Origin of the sequence: Sphingorhabdus sp. Alg231-15 (assembly GCF_900149705.1) — a bacterium.
In the GTDB taxonomy this organism is placed as follows: Bacteria; Pseudomonadota; Alphaproteobacteria; order Sphingomonadales; family Sphingomonadaceae; genus Parasphingorhabdus.
Window position 1 is genome coordinate 767,159 of sequence record NZ_LT703001.1, and the last position, 16,573, is coordinate 783,731.

The window sequence follows — 16,573 nt, forward strand, 5'->3', positions numbered from 1 at the left end:
CCTCAAGCCACCATGCCGCGCTGGATAAATTCCACGACCATCAACAGCGCAAAAACACCAAACAAGGCGCCGCCCGCGCTGTAAAACAACCGCATTTTCTTTTGCCGGATGACACGCTGACCACTGGTCAAGATCTGGGACACCGATCCGATGACAGGCAATCCACTGGCTTTTTCCAGTTTTGCCGATGTCGGGTAGCTGGTCTGCAACTGCCCCATGGCGAAGGATGCGCCGACACCGCCACCAATGCCTACAAACAACACCATCGCCAGCAAAAGAGGCCGGTTGGGTGCTGCAGGTGAGCGTGGACTAGACGGGGGATCGATAACCTTGAACTTAACCGAGTCCGTTTCTGATTCGACCTGTCCGCGCAACTTGATCTGCTCACGATCCTGGAGCATTTTGTCATATTGAGATTTCAACACGTCATAGTCGCGATTAATCCGCGCCATCTCTGCTGCAACACCAGGTTCCAGCGACTGTTTTGATGCCAGCTGAGCCATGTCAGCCTGGATGGCATTCTTACGGGCCTGGAGCGCGGCAACCGATGCCTGGCGTTCGGCTCGCATGCTTTGCAACGAACTATAGGCAGGATTTGGTGTACGATAGCCCGAACCGCCTGAACCTTTGGGTTGTGCGGCAACCTGCGCCCGAAGGGCTGCAATCTGGCTCTTCATCGCAATGATATCGGGATGACTGTCGGTCCATCCTCGTGCGCGCGCAGAGGCCAATTGCCCTTGCGCCTGCGCCAATTGTCCGCGTGCGCCTCCGCCGGAACTGGCTCCACCAAATCCGGGTGTTGCAATGGTTGGCGGTGTTCCTGCAAGCTGGCCGTTGAGCGCCGCCAGAGAACTGGAAGCCGAAGCCAGTTGTGATTCAATCTGGCTGAGTTCTGCTCGAGAGGCTTCGATCCGCTGACTGATGGACCCGACCCCAGGCAATAGTCCCAGATTTTCTGTCTCGAACTCGACCCGTTTTTGCTCAGCTTCTTGCAAAGCTTTCTCTCTATTTGCGAGTTGTGCATCAAGAAATTTCAGTGTCTGACTGGTTTCGTCCCGGTCGCCGGAAAGGTTTTCTTCCACGAAGATGTCGATCATCTTCTGCACAATTTCACGGGACAGAACCGCATTTTCAGCATCCGATAGATTGCCCACAGACGCTGTCGCTGTAATCTCGAAAAGATTGTCCTTTTCCGATTTAATCTCGATATTCTTGCGAAGCATCTCGACCTTGCCGGCCAATTCGCGATCGCTAGCAACCGAGAGGTTCAAATCCGTCCCACGAACCACTTTCTCCAAGTTTATCGTGGATGCCAGCGTTTCCTGCACCCGATCCATATTTCTTTTGCGGTCACGAGATTCGATACCGACTTTATCCGACAAGATGGACTGCATCTCGACGAATACGCGTGCTTTGGACTCGTAACTGTTCGGGATCAGCGCAACGACCAGCCAACCCAAAAGGCATATGCCCCAGGCGACCGCCAATGCCAGCCAGCGCCGGTTCCAGACGCTGTGCACTGCTACTCGAAATTCATCATAAAGGCCGTTCATTGGTCTTTTCGATCCCTATAGAATTGGTGCAAGCGCAAATTAAAACATGCTCTTTGGAATGATGATCACATCGCCGGGCCGCAGCATCACATTGGCCTTGGTTTGACCGCGATCGAGCAGATCACCGATGCGCAAAGCATATTCCTGCTGCTTGCCGGTCCCCCGATTATAGCGAACAAGCCGGGCTTTATTGCCGGATGCGAATTCTGAAAGGCCGCCGACAGCAATCATCGCATCGAGCAATGTCATGTTTGCACGATAGGGTATCGAGGCTGGTTTTTCTGTCGCACCGACCACACGGATTTGCTGAGAGAAGGTGCCCGAAAAGTTATTGACGATTACCGAAACGAGTGGCTCGTTGATATATTCGGACAATTGCAATTTCAGGTCTTCAGCCAGCATGGCGGGCGTTTTGCCTACAGCGGGCATGTCGGTAATCAGCGGCGTGGTAATCCGGCCATCAGGGCGCACTTGAACCTTCGCGCCCAGTTCCGGGTTGCGCCAGACGAAAATGGTCAGCTCATCCAAGGGTCCGATAACATATTCTTCACCGGGGCCTTCCTGCATGGAAACGAAAGACGCTGGCGGAAGCTGCGGCCCCGAAGATGTACCTGCACATCCGGCCACTGCAAGAGAGGCCAATCCAGCACCGATCATATATTTCGGTAGCTTTCGGTTTTTGAACGCAGCAGTCATTTTCATTTCCTCGTAAACAGCCATTGCGGACCAGCCGATTCCACGAGGAAATGGGCCAATCACACATAATCACGAGAATGCTATCGGCGAAAATAGTGAAGATAGCGTTAGGATTGATTGAAATTAGGGTTAATATTTGGCTGTTTTCATGGGATTATCGAATCCCGCCAACTCAACTAACCAAAATCTCCTTTGCCGGCCCCTGCCCTAGAAAATTTGCCGGGCTGGCGGTTGCGCCATATGCACCAGCGCAGAATATGGCGACAATATCATCAACCTGAGCCACAGGTAGTTGCACTCGGTCACTCAGCATATCCAGCGGTGTGCAAAGACACCCCACGATCGACACGACCTCGTCCGCAGGAGTATCATATCGGGATGCGATCGCAGCGGGGTAGTTCCGCCGGATAACAGTCCCGAAGTTACCGCTGGCGGCCAGTTGATGATGTAATCCGCCGTCGGTGACCAGAAATGTTTCACCCCGGCTCTCCTTGCGATCGACAATCCGAGTCAAATAGACACCAGCCTCGCCGACAAGGAACCGCCCAAGCTCAAGCGCAAATTGTGTCTTTGATAATATTTTCGGTAGGTCGGCTAGCTGTTTTTCCAGAGCATCGCCGATCAGGCCCACGTCCACGGGCTCATCGCCCGGAAAATAAGGAATCCCGAAGCCTCCACCCAGATTGACATGCTCTGGACCCTGACCAATCGCCTCAGCCAGACGTGCCGCCAATGCTATTGTCTGCGCCTGTGTTTCGACGATCGCATCCGCTTTCAAGGCTTGAGACCCGGCAAAGATATGAAATCCACGCCAATGCGCCCCTGCTTCAACAATCTTGTGCACGGTCGGCGCAACGAGGTCGGCATCCATGCCAAAGGGCTTGGCTCCGCCTCCCATTTTCATGCCAGACCCCTTCAGATCAAAGTCCGGATTAACGCGGATGGCCAGGCGCGGCTCTAACCCAGCTTTCGTCCCGATAGCCAAAGCGCGATCACATTCACTAGGCGATTCAATATTGATGGTTACCCCGGCTTCAATGGCCGCAAGCAATTCATCATCACGCTTGCCTGGTCCCGCAAAGCTTATTTTATTGGCCTGTGCCCCCGCTTTCAAAGCCATGGCCAGTTCACCGCCTGATGCGATATCAATACCATCAGAGAGCTTGACCATGTGCGAAAGCACGGGCGCATAAGGATTGGCCTTCATCGCATAATGAATGTGCAATGAGCCCGGCATAGCATTCCGCAAACACTCCATCCGGAGGTCCAGCAGACGTTTCGAATAAACGAACAATGGTGAACCATGCTCGGACACAAGGGCGCTCACTTTCGAACCGCTTATCGCTAGCTCTCCATCAAGACAATCATAGCCTTGGGGTATCGGACCGACCGGTTTGACTTTACTCATGATTTTTCATTCTCTGCCAAAGCGTTGCGGTCGATCTTGCCATTCGGATTTTTGGGAAATTCCTTCAACAGCCTGATATCGCGAGGGTGCATAAAATTCGGTAAATTCCGTTTCATATATTTCCGCAAATCCTCTTCAATATCTCGATCGTCTGAGTCATCCTTCGCGCGCACAAACAGGCAGATGGCATGCCCAAGCCGCTCGTCAGCAACACCAATAGCGACTGCTTCTGCTATAAAGCCAGATTCAATCGCAACCTCTTCGATTTCGGTAGGGCTGATCCGATTGCCAGAACTTTTTATCATATTGTCGGTCCGCCCGACAAAATAGAGCAAACCGTCTTTATCTCGCCGGACTGTATCTCCTGACCATACTGCTGTCCCGCCATATTCCGACTCAATCGGAGCCGGTTTGAAACGCTCAGCAGTTCTCTCGGCATCCTGCCAATATCCTTCGGCCACCAGCGGCCCGGCATGAACCAATTCACCTTCTTCACCAGCGGCGACAACAACACCATCTGATCCAACTACCATGATCTCGGCAAACGGAATTGCAGTCCCCATGCTGGTGGGATTATCGTCTATAAGAACCGGATCAAGATAGGTCGACCGAAATGCCTCGGTCAAACCATACATCGCATAAATATCTGTGTTCCTGCCAAAAATAGACCGCAACTGCTTCACCAGCGGCGGTGTCAAAGCTCCACCGCTATTGGTCAGGCGCCGCATGGATCGCGATGCTTCTTCCGGCCAATCCTGATCAACAAGTTGCACCCAAAGCGGTGGAACCGCCGCCAACGTGGTAATCTCGTGACGGGCACAACCCTTGGTCACATCACGCGGTGTCAGGTAATCCAGAGGAAAGGCGCAACCACCGGCATACCAGGTCGAGAGCAATTGATTTTGTCCATAGTCGAAACTCAGGGGCAATACGCATAGGGTGCGATCATCCAGTCCCAGCTTCAGATAGCTTGCAACACTTACCGCACCCAGACTGAGATTGGCATTGCTCAGCATGACCCCTTTCGGTCGGCCGGTCGATCCACTGGTATATAATATTGCCGCCAAGGCCTCAGTATCCGAGTCTTTTTCACTCGGCTCCAAAGGGTCGGATATCGCCTCAAATTCGGTTGCGACCAAGACATCTTCTTGGATTGTACAGCCGTGATCGATAGGCTCACCATCAAGCGACTTCACCCGCCCCCTGTTGGTAATCAATAGCTTTGCACCGCTGTCTGCAATGATGTGCTGCACCTGTGCGGGCTTCAAAACCGGGTTGATCGGTACATGCACTAGCCCTGCTCTAACCGCTGCTAGTGGCATGATACAGGCAAGTTCGGTCTTTGGCAGCCATGTAGCTATCCGATCACCTCGGTCAAAATTCTGCCCCAGAAGCCAGCGGGCCAGCAAACCAACACGATGATTTAACATCTTATAGCTAAGAGACCCCGAGCGGGTGACCAATGCTGTTGCCTCTGGATCCTTGCCAAGGGCAAGACGATCCAGTGGGAATGCAGCGTTTGTGACTGGTTTGTTCAAATGCTTGTACCTATGGGAAAAAGAACAAAATTGTGACAGATATGACCTTGGCTATGAACAGTGAATATCACGATAACTTCCAGTCTGCGCAAGCGGTAGCGGGTGAAAAACTTGGTCGGAGTGATCAAAGATCGCTTTTTGATCGGTTTGAGTGGTTGCGTCATCTGCACGAATTGTGTTTGCCAGACAATAAACCCCTGATTGTCCAAAGCGCTGAAAACGAGGCGCAAGCTTGGTTTTTCCTCATGAAAAAGGGCTTGGGACGCTACACCGCCCTCGCCAACTGGTATAATTTTACATATCGGCCCATTTTCACCGGCGACTATGATGAAGTCACCAAATTGGCCTTGCTTGCCAATATCGCCAAAACATTGACCTCCCATTGTCATCGCATCGAAATCGCGCCTGTACCTGAAGAAGATCAGGCTGCCAGTCTGACCAAAAGAGCCTTTGAACAGGCGGGCTGGCTGGTTTTCAGATCCAAAGCAGATGACAATCATATCCTGTCTGTTAACGGCCGGACTTTCGATCAATATTGGGCAGACCGTCCCGGCAGATTGCGTAATACGGTCCGCCGTAAGGCAAAAAAGAATATCGTATCCATCCGCATCGAAACGGAATTTTCAGGCGAACATTGGGATGATTATCTCAATGTCTATGCAAAAAGCTGGAAGCCGGAAGAAGGGAATCCTGATTTCCTTAAGAATCTGGCTAAACAAGAGGCCGAAGCCGGATGTCTGCGTCTTGGCCTTGCTTATATTGATGGCAATCCCGTTGCCGCACAATTCTGGACGGTCGAAAATGGAGAAGCCCTGATCCACAAACTCGCCCATGTCGAGGATGCCACGAAATCATCGCCCGGTACTTTGCTATCCGTTGCCATGTTTCAGCAGGCCATAGATGTTGACCGCGTTAAATTGATCGATTTCGGTACCGGTAACGATCCTTACAAACGCGAATGGATGGAAGATGTTCGTCCGAGATATCGCCTGGAGATGTTTTGGCCCAATAACCCCCTTTCCTGGCTATCTATACTGAGATACCAGATGTCAGCCCTTGTAGGAAAGCGCTGATCGCTTTAGGGAAGCGCCGTTGTCCGGAGTCGGGGGTTTGTTGATGTCGGAAAATCTTGATTTGGCGCCAGAAGCCGCAGTCCGTGCCGTAATGCAGGACATTCTTGGATTGGATGCCGCGCAAGTCAGCGCCTTTACCGCGGATACTGAGCTTTTCGGAGCTTTACCTGAGCTCGACAGCATGGCTGTGGCCGGACTGCTCACTGAGCTTGAAGATCGTCTGGATATCATGATCGAGGATGATGAAGTCGACGGCGAGCTGTTCGAAACCTTCGGCAACTTGGTCGCCTTTGCAGAGATGAAGGTCGCTGGGTGACGGCAACGCTCGAATTTTCGAGTTACCAGTTTGACGGCCGTGACGAACTGTGTCTGATCGCAGGTGCTCAGCATAGCCGGACTATCTTCCTGATCCCGCCTCTATTCGATGAAATGAACCGCATGCGGCGGATGATGCTGGATGTCATGCGGTTGCTGGACAGCAAGAGCATAGGCAGCGTCCTGCCGGACCTCCCCGGCACCAATGAAAGCTTGTTTCCCGCTGATCTGGCCAGTCTGGCGATCTGGCGAAACGCTCTACTCGCCTGCCTGACCCAATACCCGTCCACGCCTTCAATCGCTGCCTTTCGCGGGGGATGTTTGATTGACAGCTTTGCCGATGATGTCCGGATATGGAGGTTTTCTCCGGTCAAGGGCTCAACTCTGTTAAGAACCATGATGCGCACCCGGATTGCGTCCGACAAAGAGGCCGGGCTATCAACCGATATGGCGCAAATTACCACCGAAGCCCGCAGCGGCAGTGTTAATCTTGCAGGCAACAGCATAGGATCTGCGCTCTTTTCTGAGCTGGAAGAAGCCGCACCAATCGCTGTGGAAAATGTCCACACTGTTCAATTGGAAAGCAGCACGCGCGCTGCGGACGCCAAACTCGCCGGTTCCGCGCTCTGGCTGCGGGCTGAGCCCGGTGAAGATCTGCTGCTGTCCGGTGTCATTGCGGACAGTCTCGCCGCGTGGGTTCGCGCATGACGCGGTCCTTTCATCAATTTGTGTGCGAAGATCAATTGCTCGCAGGAACGCTTGATCATGGCCAATTGACAACCGGCCTGCTGATCGTCAGCGGCGGCAATGAAATCCGCGCTGGAGCCCATGCCGGTATGGCAAAACTGGCCGCTCGCATGGCCGAGAAAGGCTTCCCTGTTTTCCGCTATGATCGCCGTGGTATCGGAGACAGCAGCGGGGCAAATCGGGGATTTCTCGAAACGCAGGCCGACATTCAATCGGCTCTTGCCTGTTTTCACAAATCCAGTCCGCACATCGAAAAAATTGTCGCCTTTGGTAATTGCGATGCCTCATCCGCCTTGGCGTTGTTTGGCGCCCAAGTCGCCATTGATGGCTTCATCCTTGCCAATCCCTGGGTGATCGAAAATTCTGAACCTGCATCCGATGCGCCCACTGCCCCACCACCCTCGGCGATACGGTCGCGCTATTGGGAACGGTTGAAGAATCCACAATCGATTATCGACCTGCTAACCGGTAAGATTAATCTCAGAAAACTTGCTAATGGACTTAAACAAGCCATTCAAAAACAAACAAATACTAACTTATCTGTTCAACTTCAAACCGGGTTGAACCGGTTAGCCAAGCCTTGCCATATCGTGTTGGCCAACCGGGACACCACGGCCCGCGCGTTTCTTGCGGCATGGGACAGCAAGGGGTTTCGCAAAACCAGAAGCTCGCCGCAGATCACAATCGCTTCACTGGATAGCGCTTCGCACAGCTTTGCCGATGATCCTTCGGAACGTTGGCTGGATAGCCAGATACTCGAGATGCTCGAAAACGCCTGACTATTCGGCTGCGAGCAACTCAAATTCTTCCTCAGCCAGAAACCGCTCGGCATCCAGAGCAGCCATACAGCCGGTGCCTGCCGCTGTCACAGCCTGCCGATAGACGTGATCCATCACATCACCGCAGGCAAAGAGGCCCGGGATCTTGGTTTTGGGCGTGCCCGGCTCGACTTCGATATAACCGCCGTCAATTAGCTCAAGATGATCCTTGAAAATCTCGGTCGCGGGCGCATGGCCGATAGCGACAAACGCACCGTCAGTGGCCAGATGGCTCTTCTCGCCGGTCTGCGTATCAACGAGGTCAACACCAACCAGCCCCTCGGGATCACCGCCACCAACAAATTTCTCGACCGTCTTGTTCCACAATACGGTGATTTTCGGGTTGGCAAACAAGCGGTCCTGCAGGATTTTCTCCGAACGCAAGCTGTCACGACGATGGATCAGCGTCACGTCATCACTGTGATTGGTCATATAGAGTGCTTCTTCGACCGCAGTATTACCACCGCCGATCACAACCACTTTCTTGCCCCGATAGAAAAAGCCGTCACAGGTGGCACAGGCCGAAACACCCTTGCCGCCGAGCTGTTCTTCCCCCGGTACACCCAGCCATTTGGCCTGCGCACCGGTCGCAATGACCAATGTGTCACCTTCATAAACCGTGCCACCATCGCCGGTCATCCGGAAAGGACGCTGTGAAATATCGACATCGACAATCGTGTCAAACATGGTCCGCGTGCCGACCTTGTCCGCCTGCGCCTGCATTTCTTCCATCAGCCAGGGTCCCTGCACGACATCGCGAAAGCCGGGATAGTTTTCCACGTCGGTGGTGATGGTCAACTGACCGCCCGGTTGCAGCCCCTGTACCACAATCGGTTCCAAGCCAGCGCGTGCGCCATAGATGGCAGCGCTCAGGCCCGCGGGGCCGGAGCCCAGGATCAGCATTTTTGTACGATGTGTTTCGGTCATATTTCCATCCTAGATTCGTTTTCTTCCACATAAGGATGCAAGGCCGCTCTCGGCAAGGGGCCACAAGAGAAGAATCGCTGTTGGCACAGATATGAGAACTATTGAGGTCCAATAAAAACTCCTCCCACCCGTTCCGTCATTCCAGCGAAAGTTGGAATGACGATAGATAAAGCGCTTGCCGCTTGATCTGGCTAGTTCTCAGCCTACCGAAAGGGCCACCCAAATAGCGATGAAGAAAGACGCTCCACCCATCATCACGAAACCGTGCCAAATGGAATATCGAAACGGATATGTCTTGCGGGCATAGAAAATCGTGCCAAGAGAATAGAAGACGCCGCCTGCCACCATTGCAAAAAGCGATAGTCCAGGCAGTATTTCTAGCAAATCTGGCACAGCGATTATGCCCATCCATCCCAAGCCGAGATAGGAAGCAAGGGACCATCGCGAATCCAGATTCTTGCCATATATCTTGTACAGCATCGCAGGGATTGTCAGCACCCAAACGATCGTGAGAATAAGCAAGCTAAACTCCGTATTCGCCAGAACAAAAAGCGGGGTGAACGTTCCGGCGATCGTCAGATAGATCGCAGCATGATCTATTCGGCGCAGCGTAAGCCGTAGATCATGATATGGCGACAAGTGATAGAACATGGAAATGACGTGAGAAAATATCACACAGATCACATAGACTCCCGACGCTCCGATCACTGCCAGACCATGCCCAGCAGCAGCCTGCATCAGCAATGCCAGGCCGCCAACCAAAATCAATACCAAACCTATGGCATGGACAATCAGATCGGCGCGGCGCTCAAGTTTGTTAGGAGTGGGATACATTCGCATATAATCATTGGAGACGGGACTGTGTGTCAGCATATTTATTGCGGACAGTCACCTAATAAATAACAATTGCTTGCCCATTGCCCGCAAGAGCGCCCTTAAGATTCTCGCATACCCGTCATCTTCAACGCAGTTCTGGAATATGGTGACCTTTCCAAAAGATGGCAGTCGTCCGGCTACGAACGAAGAATGAAACTCACTAGTGGTCATTCAATTCCGATACCATCGAATGTCCGCTTTATCCCGAAAGCGGACATTAGCTTTGGCCTCTATTCAAGACCGCAATTGGGGTGGATTGCGGACATTGTTGCCAGTATGCTCGAAAGATGGAGGCATCTTCAATTTTCCGGCCCTTTGTCGGGCTACTTCTTGCGCTTGCAACAGTGGCGTGTGGCAGTGCCACGACGAAGAAGCCGACTACAGTCGAAGAATTTATTGCGCAGATAGATCAACTGAACGGTCAAACAGTCATGGTTACTGGCTATCTCAGCGAGTGTGAGGCGCTTAGCTGCATGCTCTACCGGAACAAAGAGGAGTCTGACGACGTGGATCGCGCAATGTCAGATATGCGCGCCGCCCTGGAGGAAGGGGCCACTGACGTATCAGGCATTCCACTCCCCGATCATCCATCCATTTCAATTGGCCCCGGATCGCAGTTCTCATTCTTCGACTTGCGCGCCTATTTTTACGCGAACGGCTATGTCGTGATTACCGGCGAGGCGACTAATCAATGTCGTTCAGAAGGCGCAGGTTGCTTCGACAGGGTGGGGGATCTTAAACCCATTTCCGTCCGTTCAGCACCCGCGCCATCCTAGCGAAGGCAAGGGTTAGGGCGGTCCGCAATTCGGGCGAAAGCGAAACTACCGGTACTTTTTTCTAATATCTGCTTTTGCGCCCAAAGCAGATATTAGCGTTGCGACCGCTTCATCCCGAAAGCGGACATTAGCAATCTGGTTGTTTGGTTCAATCAATAGGGTTAGGGATTTCAAATCTTGGCCACCTAGGAAAACCCTAGTTAACTGAGGACTAAGAAAGAATGATATCAGAAGAAAACATTTGGAAACTTGGTGGAGCTGGCATTTTAACGCTGCTTAGTGGTTTTGCACTGATACAGGGCGTGACCATTTACACCCCAACTCCACTATATATTATTCTTTTCGCTTGGATTATTCCGCCATTAGCTGTTGTTCTAATGCCTATATGTTACGTCGTGGTTTTACATCTAGGAATAAAATCACCTAGATTCTCCTTATATGTCTTAATCCTATGCTTGATGTTCAGTGCCTTAAACGCTTGGTCGATTTACGGAGCCTGGGATTATGGAATACGTTATCAAGGTGAGTTACATACCCAAATCGTCGCCATCGAGAATATTGTATCATTTGCTATTGTAACCGGCTTAGCGATCTACGCACATTTGAGAAAAATTCGAACTGGAACTCTTCTGGCGAACTTCTCCCTCTTTACACTGTTGTCTTGGTGCGCGTTCCCCTACTTAGGTGAACTGCCTTAATGCTAACGTAGCAGCTGATCTAAGTTCTCAAAGTCGAATATCCTATCGTCCGCATTTGCGTCTCAACAGTCATGGCCGCTTTATCCCGAAAGCGGACATTAGCATTCAGCATGCCCTACAACGGCAATTGGCTGGTTTGCGGTCATTGCTTTTCGTAAAACATCTGCAATAAACCGATAATGAAACAATCCGCTGCCAAAATTGCCGATCATTTTTTGACGGTTGTATGGGATGGAAATCCACCGGACGATTCCGAGTTGAGCGCCGCACTCGATCAACTGCTATACCATTCGCACAGTGTCCCGTTTGCGGATTGTGCCGAAATCGATCTTGATCCTCCGGAAAGCGACTATCCCAAACTGTATAAAGAAGCTTCCGCCAGATTTCCTACTCTTGGATACTATCCGGTAGCCGACCCTCTAGAAACAACTGACGACAAAAAAACACTTGCAGACGCCATTGATGATATCGCTGATATCACAAATGACCTGCAAGAAGTTGTTTGGCGCGATGAAAACTTGGGAGCAGGTGATGCAGCTTGGTATTTTCGCTTAATGTATTTTCATTGGGGAAATCACGCACGCCGGCTTTCAATGTATCTCCATGCCCGGCAACATGGTTGAATGGCCGCATTTGGGGTGGAAACCGGCTGCTAGCGGTATGACCGCTTTATCCCGAAAGCGGACATTAGAATATAAGCCGACTTCCCCTTTTGTGCGTTGGGGAATGGCAATACGCGTGTTAAATGTCCTCAATTATGATCAAAAAAACAATACGTATAATGATTATCTTGTCGTCTGTTGGTTTAGTCAGTTGTGCCCCAACGAAAATTCCGTGGAATGCTTCTCCCGATTGGTCACTCAAGAACGGTATCATCTATACTTGGGACCAGTCAGTTGGAGATAGTTGCGTTGCTTGGATGGCAAATGAAGACTGGGTTTCAGTCCGTGTACTAGTCGACTCACAATGCAAAGGATCTAATGCAGCAGACTCTGACAAATCCAGAGGACTGGAATATTCTTCCACATTCGATGAAATGCTCTTTCATGGTTATTGGCCTTGGACTGCAGATCTTTTTGATGATCTTATCGTGTTTGATGACAAGGGGAGCTGGGTCGAAACCCTCCCATGCCCCAACTCACTTTCACAGCAGCAGATCAAGGAGATGCAGGCTGTAGTGAAAGACGCTTTAGGCAATACAAAAACAAATGGTGAAAAGCGAGTTCTCAACCGAATCTCTGAAAGACTTGCCGTAACTGATGGTTCAAAACTCGCCAGCTCACAATTTGGATGTAAGCACGATCCTTTCGATCCATCAGAGGGTCAACGAATGGCGAGAGAGAACCCATGGATAGATTGAATTTGTAAACAGCGATTAATTCAACCGATGGCGATTGAGACCGCTTTTGCGCCCAAAGCGGACGCTAACTGCAGGACTTCAAACTCCAAAATCGGGCGTAAACCAGTGCCGAAATCTATCGCGCAAATTGCGCTGGAATATCGGGATCGTTCGTATCCAGTAGCGGAATAATATCCTCTGGCAGATCAGCATATGCATGCGTCCAGCGGGACACCCAATTGGGATCATTTACCTTACTGGGATGATAACCGGGAACCAGCGAGCGCAACATGGCTGGTGAGGCCTTGATCAGAAAACGCGAAACCATCTTCCATAGTCGTAGCCGACTGCTGAAACTGTTCCACAGGCCGTCACGTTTAAGCATGCGGTTATAGCCTTTGCGGCTTGCCCAAGCGACATGGAAGCTGCCGTAGATCAATCCCCACGTGCGGGGCCAGTAGCTGCCAAATAAGTCCTGATAGAGATCATAGGCGACATTCTTGTGTTCTGTCTCTTCGACCATATGCCACAAGATCAAGGACGACACCGATGGATCAGCATTTTTGAACAGATCCCGCCGCTCTTCAATGAGCCATTCGGTCATGCCCATCGTCATGGTTTCAAAACCCGCCGTATAGGCCAATCGCCAGCGCAGGCTTTTCTTCTGGAATTTCTTATATTCCGCCGTCATCGCGTCTTCGACATCTGCCAGTTCAGGATAGTGCGTTTTCAAAATTTCGTTGTAGCGGCGGTGATTTTGAAAATGATTGCCTTCTTGCGCCATGAAGCCGTGGACATCATCTTTCAGTTGCTTGTTGCTGGCACTCTTCAGCGCCTCTCTCACGGTCTTGATCAGAAAAGGTTCCAAATAAGGCATTGTGAGGGATGCTCCGTTTGCCATGTGGCTCCATTCCGGCCGACCTGGATGCCAAACCGGATTAATACCTTCTTCGAATGAGAAAGGAATGGCACGAACTACGATACCTCCGGCTTGTGGATGTGGGACTTTTGCTCGAGCGTTCATACTTTCGACTCCAGTGATTGATATTTCTTCCATGCGCCCCATGCAAAAAGCCCGAAACCGATATGCACGGCGATAATGGGCGGCCAGCCGAACAGGTAGATGATGTTGTTGATCGTCACGTCGCCTGGAAACGGGCCGCCACCAAATTCAAGACCGCGGGTGCTGAAAACCGCATTGGCTATCGCCGGTAGCGTAAACAACCAGGCATAGGTGAGCGATGACCAGAATAGCCAAGTCTGACCTTTTGGACCCAGTGTCACAAATGGTGCGGCGGCCGCTAATGCGATAAGGATCAGGCCATTGGTAATGCCCTCCAGATGCGCCATATTCCAGGCACGACGATCGCCACCAATTTCCACTGGAATGTCGGTAAAAAGTGGCCATAGATCGAGTGCGCCCAGCAGGAAGAAGAAATAGAGCCATCCGCTCAGAGCCGCTGAAATTAAAAGCCCGACCCCGTTGAGTACGAGCAACGCCCTTCTCTTATCGTTCAGCATTTTTCTCTCCCTTTCCTTTTATCGGAACAACATTGGATAATTTGGCAACGGCGTCCGGGCTCAGCTGCTCCAACGCTTTGCTGCACCAATCGGTCCATTCGCTTTCCCATCTGATGCCAACTTCCAGGGCAAGCTTCTGGCCAACGTCCGACAGAGAATCTCTGCCCTCCAGCAACTCATATTTTGCCAGATATTTGGAATGGCGATCACGGTGGCTTTCCAGTCGCAGCATCAGATTTTCTCGGAAGGCTTCAAGGTCAATCGACTCCAAGCGATAGAGCTGGATCAGGAAATCATCCTTCAGTTCCTGCGGCTCATTGGGTTCGCGAGACCAGTTGAACAAAGCAGCACGGCCTTCATCCGTGATCGTGAAAACCACCTTGTTGGGCTTGCCCGACTGCTCAACTTCTTGCGACGTCACCCATTGCCTATCTTTCAACTTGGCCAGCTCTCGGTAAATTTGCGAGTGCCGCGCGCGCCAGAAAAAGCCAATCGTCTTGTCAAACAGCTTGGCTACATCATAGCCGGTTTTAGGCCCCTCGCTGAGCGCTACCAATATTGTATATTTGAGCGACAAGTTAATCCCCTTCATACTCCACTAATGGAATATATATGACAAAAGTTGAATATGAGTCAAAGTGTTTCTATGCTGGAAGCAAGGAGAGCAGAATGTCAGAAAAAGTGTTGGTAGAACGCCGCGGCGCAACGCAGATCATCACCATTAACCGCGCCGAAGCTCGCAATGCCGTTGATCCTGAGACCGCTGAGGCCCTAAAAACGGCGTTTGAGGCAAGCGAAGCGGATCATGCGGTCAGGGTTCATATTTTGACTGGAGCTTCCGGGCATTTTTGCGCGGGAGCAGATCTGAAGGCCGCTGCTGTCGAAGCACCTTTTCAGAAAGAAGCTCCGATGGGGCCCAGTTGGTTGGAACTCAAAAAACCTTCCATTGCCGCTGTTGAGGGCCATGCCGTTGCGGGCGGGCTCGAACTTGCAATCATGTGCGATTTGCGCATCGCAAGCGAAGAAGCCATTTTTGGAGTGTATTGCCGAAGATGGGGCGTGCCACTGATCGACGGTGGAACGGTTCGATTACCCCGTTTAATCGGGCAGTCCCGAGCTTTGGATATGATTTTGACAGGCCGGGCCGTAGGCGCACAGGAAGCCCTTTCTTTTGGTCTCGTCAATCGCATCGTATCGCGGGGAGATGTTCTCAGTTCAGCCATCGCGCTCGCGGAGCAGCTCGGGGCATTTCCGCAGGAATGTATGAACAACGACCGCGTGAGCGTGGAAAAGCAATGGAGCTTGCCAATTGGCGACGCACTCAAGTTTGAAAATAAAGTGGGCCAAGACTCGCTTCGGGCTGGAGCCGCATCGGGTGCTGCTCGGTTTGCTGACGGCAAAGGACGGAGCGGAGATTTTGCCGATATCTGAAGAAGCTCTGTAACCAACCTCCCCCTTTTGCACCCGCAGCGGACATCAACAACAAGAGCCATAATCGATCATTGCCGTTCTTCCCATGCTTCACTATCAACAATACAATCATCATAAGGGCGAAAGATTGTCGCATCACGATTTGATCGATCTTGTCGTAGCTGAATCGTCACCGGAAATTGCCTCCGGAAATCACTGCGAAGCATAGGATGTAAGATGAGTTTTGGGTTTCCAATATTGCTGCTGTCATTGCTCGCAAATGGGCAACCCCAACCAACGGAACCGAGAGTCGATGACGACATGTTGGTTGGCCCTGCCGAGGAGATCAGCGCGACGCCAAAGCCGGCGCTTCCTGAATTTGATGTCGAGTTTGAGTTAGCCGATACTCTGATTGAGAGTATTGCGGATGCTTGCTCTCAACAATTGGATGTGGAACGCGCAGTTTTGAGCCGGGCGGAACGCTTTGAAAGCCTGTCGCGCTACAGATATCAACTGGATACAATGCATCGATCTTTTTCGGCAAACTACACCAATATTGGATTGGTTTTCTATCATGGCCAGACAAATGCCCTGCGCGAAGGCGCATCGGAAGACAGCCGGCCAGCGGCGAAAACCGAATATGTGGATTATGGACTGATGCGCTTTGCGTTGGATTACAAAAACTGTGCTGATCTTGCGCTATCGCCCGTTGGCTTTGCTTATCTGCATAAATTACCCGCATTTGATAACGCAAAAAGGGCAAAACGGGCGGCGCTGGAGAGTGAATTTGACAGCTATCACAGCTTCAAGGGGGAACCGTTGATCCTTCAAATCGAGCCGTCAAAATAAATGATCAATCTGCGAAGCTTGATCCTGAA

Annotated in this window: 19 protein-coding genes; 10 read left to right on the forward strand and 9 right to left on the reverse strand. The window is 51.5% G+C overall.

Going from position 1 to position 16,573, the window contains the following annotated elements; genetic code table 11:
- Positions 1–2 precede the first annotated feature (2 nt).
- From DG177_RS03660 to DG177_RS03675, 4 genes are all read right to left on the reverse strand, one after another.
- On the reverse strand, positions 3–1,553 hold the full coding sequence (locus tag DG177_RS03660; protein ID WP_108810257.1) for an XrtA system polysaccharide chain length determinant: 1,551 nt from the start codon (positions 1,551–1,553) through the stop codon (positions 3–5).
- Between the two features lie 39 nt (positions 1,554–1,592).
- Positions 1,593–2,210, reverse strand: a complete 618-nt coding sequence (locus DG177_RS03665; protein ID WP_443216431.1) for an XrtA/PEP-CTERM system exopolysaccharide export protein — start codon at positions 2,208–2,210, stop codon at positions 1,593–1,595.
- A gap of 211 nt (positions 2,211–2,421) precedes the next feature.
- A complete protein-coding gene (locus tag DG177_RS03670) occupies positions 2,422–3,657 on the reverse strand; it encodes a pyridoxal-dependent decarboxylase, exosortase A system-associated (protein ID WP_108810259.1) in 1,236 nt (411 codons plus the stop codon).
- The gene (locus DG177_RS03675; protein WP_108810260.1) at positions 3,654–5,195 is read right to left on the reverse strand and encodes an acyl-CoA ligase (AMP-forming), exosortase A system-associated; all 1,542 of its coding nucleotides are present in this window, start codon (positions 5,193–5,195) and stop codon (positions 3,654–3,656) included. The genes DG177_RS03670 and DG177_RS03675 overlap by 4 nt, the downstream gene beginning before the upstream one ends.
- A gap of 41 nt (positions 5,196–5,236) precedes the next feature.
- Here DG177_RS03675 and DG177_RS03680 point away from each other — a divergent pair, with 41 nt between their 5' ends.
- From DG177_RS03680 to DG177_RS03695, 4 genes are read left to right on the forward strand one after another with little or no spacing between them, the layout of a single operon-like run.
- Complete coding sequence (locus tag DG177_RS03680; RefSeq protein ID WP_108810261.1) at positions 5,237–6,268, forward strand: GNAT family N-acetyltransferase; 1,032 nt, start codon at positions 5,237–5,239, stop codon at positions 6,266–6,268.
- Positions 6,269–6,311: 43 nt separating this feature from the next.
- Complete coding sequence (locus DG177_RS03685) at positions 6,312–6,584, forward strand: phosphopantetheine-binding protein (protein WP_108810262.1); 273 nt, start codon at positions 6,312–6,314, stop codon at positions 6,582–6,584.
- Entirely contained in the window at positions 6,581–7,291 is a 711-nt protein-coding gene (locus DG177_RS03690) for a hypothetical protein (protein WP_108810263.1), read from the forward strand. Before DG177_RS03685 ends, DG177_RS03690 begins: the two co-directional genes overlap by 4 nt.
- Positions 7,288–8,109, forward strand: coding sequence for a hydrolase 1, exosortase A system-associated (locus DG177_RS03695; protein ID WP_108810264.1), 822 nt, complete (start codon positions 7,288–7,290; stop codon positions 8,107–8,109). The genes DG177_RS03690 and DG177_RS03695 overlap by 4 nt, the downstream gene beginning before the upstream one ends.
- Here DG177_RS03695 and trxB read toward each other — a convergent pair whose 3' ends face one another.
- A complete protein-coding gene (gene trxB / locus DG177_RS03700) occupies positions 8,110–9,075 on the reverse strand; it encodes a thioredoxin-disulfide reductase (protein ID WP_108810265.1) in 966 nt (321 codons plus the stop codon).
- A gap of 198 nt (positions 9,076–9,273) precedes the next feature.
- Positions 9,274–9,909: a PAQR family membrane homeostasis protein TrhA gene (trhA, locus tag DG177_RS03705; RefSeq protein ID WP_337658483.1), complete on the reverse strand. Its 636-nt coding sequence runs from the start codon at positions 9,907–9,909 to the stop codon at positions 9,274–9,276.
- 329 nt (positions 9,910–10,238) lie between these two features.
- Here trhA and DG177_RS03710 point away from each other — a divergent pair, with 329 nt between their 5' ends.
- From DG177_RS03710 to DG177_RS03725, 4 genes are all read left to right on the forward strand, one after another.
- Complete coding sequence (locus DG177_RS03710; RefSeq protein WP_108810266.1) at positions 10,239–10,727, forward strand: hypothetical protein; 489 nt, start codon at positions 10,239–10,241, stop codon at positions 10,725–10,727.
- A 221-nt stretch (positions 10,728–10,948) separates the two neighbouring features.
- Positions 10,949–11,425 carry a hypothetical protein gene (locus DG177_RS03715; protein ID WP_108810267.1) on the forward strand — a complete coding sequence of 159 codons (477 nt, stop codon included), beginning with the start codon at positions 10,949–10,951 and terminating at the stop codon, positions 11,423–11,425.
- A 179-nt stretch (positions 11,426–11,604) separates the two neighbouring features.
- The gene (locus tag DG177_RS03720) at positions 11,605–12,048 is read left to right on the forward strand and encodes a hypothetical protein (RefSeq protein ID WP_108810268.1); all 444 of its coding nucleotides are present in this window, start codon (positions 11,605–11,607) and stop codon (positions 12,046–12,048) included.
- A gap of 134 nt (positions 12,049–12,182) precedes the next feature.
- Positions 12,183–12,785 carry a hypothetical protein gene (locus DG177_RS03725; protein ID WP_108810269.1) on the forward strand — a complete coding sequence of 201 codons (603 nt, stop codon included), beginning with the start codon at positions 12,183–12,185 and terminating at the stop codon, positions 12,783–12,785.
- Positions 12,786–12,900: 115 nt separating this feature from the next.
- Here DG177_RS03725 and DG177_RS03730 read toward each other — a convergent pair whose 3' ends face one another.
- The 3 genes from DG177_RS03730 to DG177_RS03740 are packed head-to-tail and all read right to left on the reverse strand — an operon-like array spanning position 12,901 to position 14,877.
- Positions 12,901–13,788 carry a metal-dependent hydrolase gene (locus DG177_RS03730; protein ID WP_337658484.1) on the reverse strand — a complete coding sequence of 296 codons (888 nt, stop codon included), beginning with the start codon at positions 13,786–13,788 and terminating at the stop codon, positions 12,901–12,903.
- Positions 13,785–14,285 (reverse strand): hypothetical protein, encoded by a 501-nt coding sequence (locus tag DG177_RS03735; RefSeq protein ID WP_108810271.1) that lies wholly within the window; start codon positions 14,283–14,285, stop codon positions 13,785–13,787. Before DG177_RS03735 ends, DG177_RS03730 begins: the two co-directional genes overlap by 4 nt.
- Entirely contained in the window at positions 14,272–14,877 is a 606-nt protein-coding gene (locus DG177_RS03740; RefSeq protein ID WP_337658485.1) for a PadR family transcriptional regulator, read from the reverse strand. Before DG177_RS03740 ends, DG177_RS03735 begins: the two co-directional genes overlap by 14 nt.
- A 77-nt stretch (positions 14,878–14,954) precedes the next feature.
- On the opposite strand from DG177_RS03740, the gene DG177_RS03745 reads away from it, so the two are divergent.
- Positions 14,955–15,716 (forward strand): crotonase/enoyl-CoA hydratase family protein, encoded by a 762-nt coding sequence (locus tag DG177_RS03745; RefSeq protein WP_108810273.1) that lies wholly within the window; start codon positions 14,955–14,957, stop codon positions 15,714–15,716.
- Positions 15,717–15,932: 216 nt separating this feature from the next.
- Positions 15,933–16,544 carry a hypothetical protein gene (locus DG177_RS03750; RefSeq protein WP_108810274.1) on the forward strand — a complete coding sequence of 204 codons (612 nt, stop codon included), beginning with the start codon at positions 15,933–15,935 and terminating at the stop codon, positions 16,542–16,544.
- Positions 16,545–16,573: the final 29 nt, after the last annotated feature.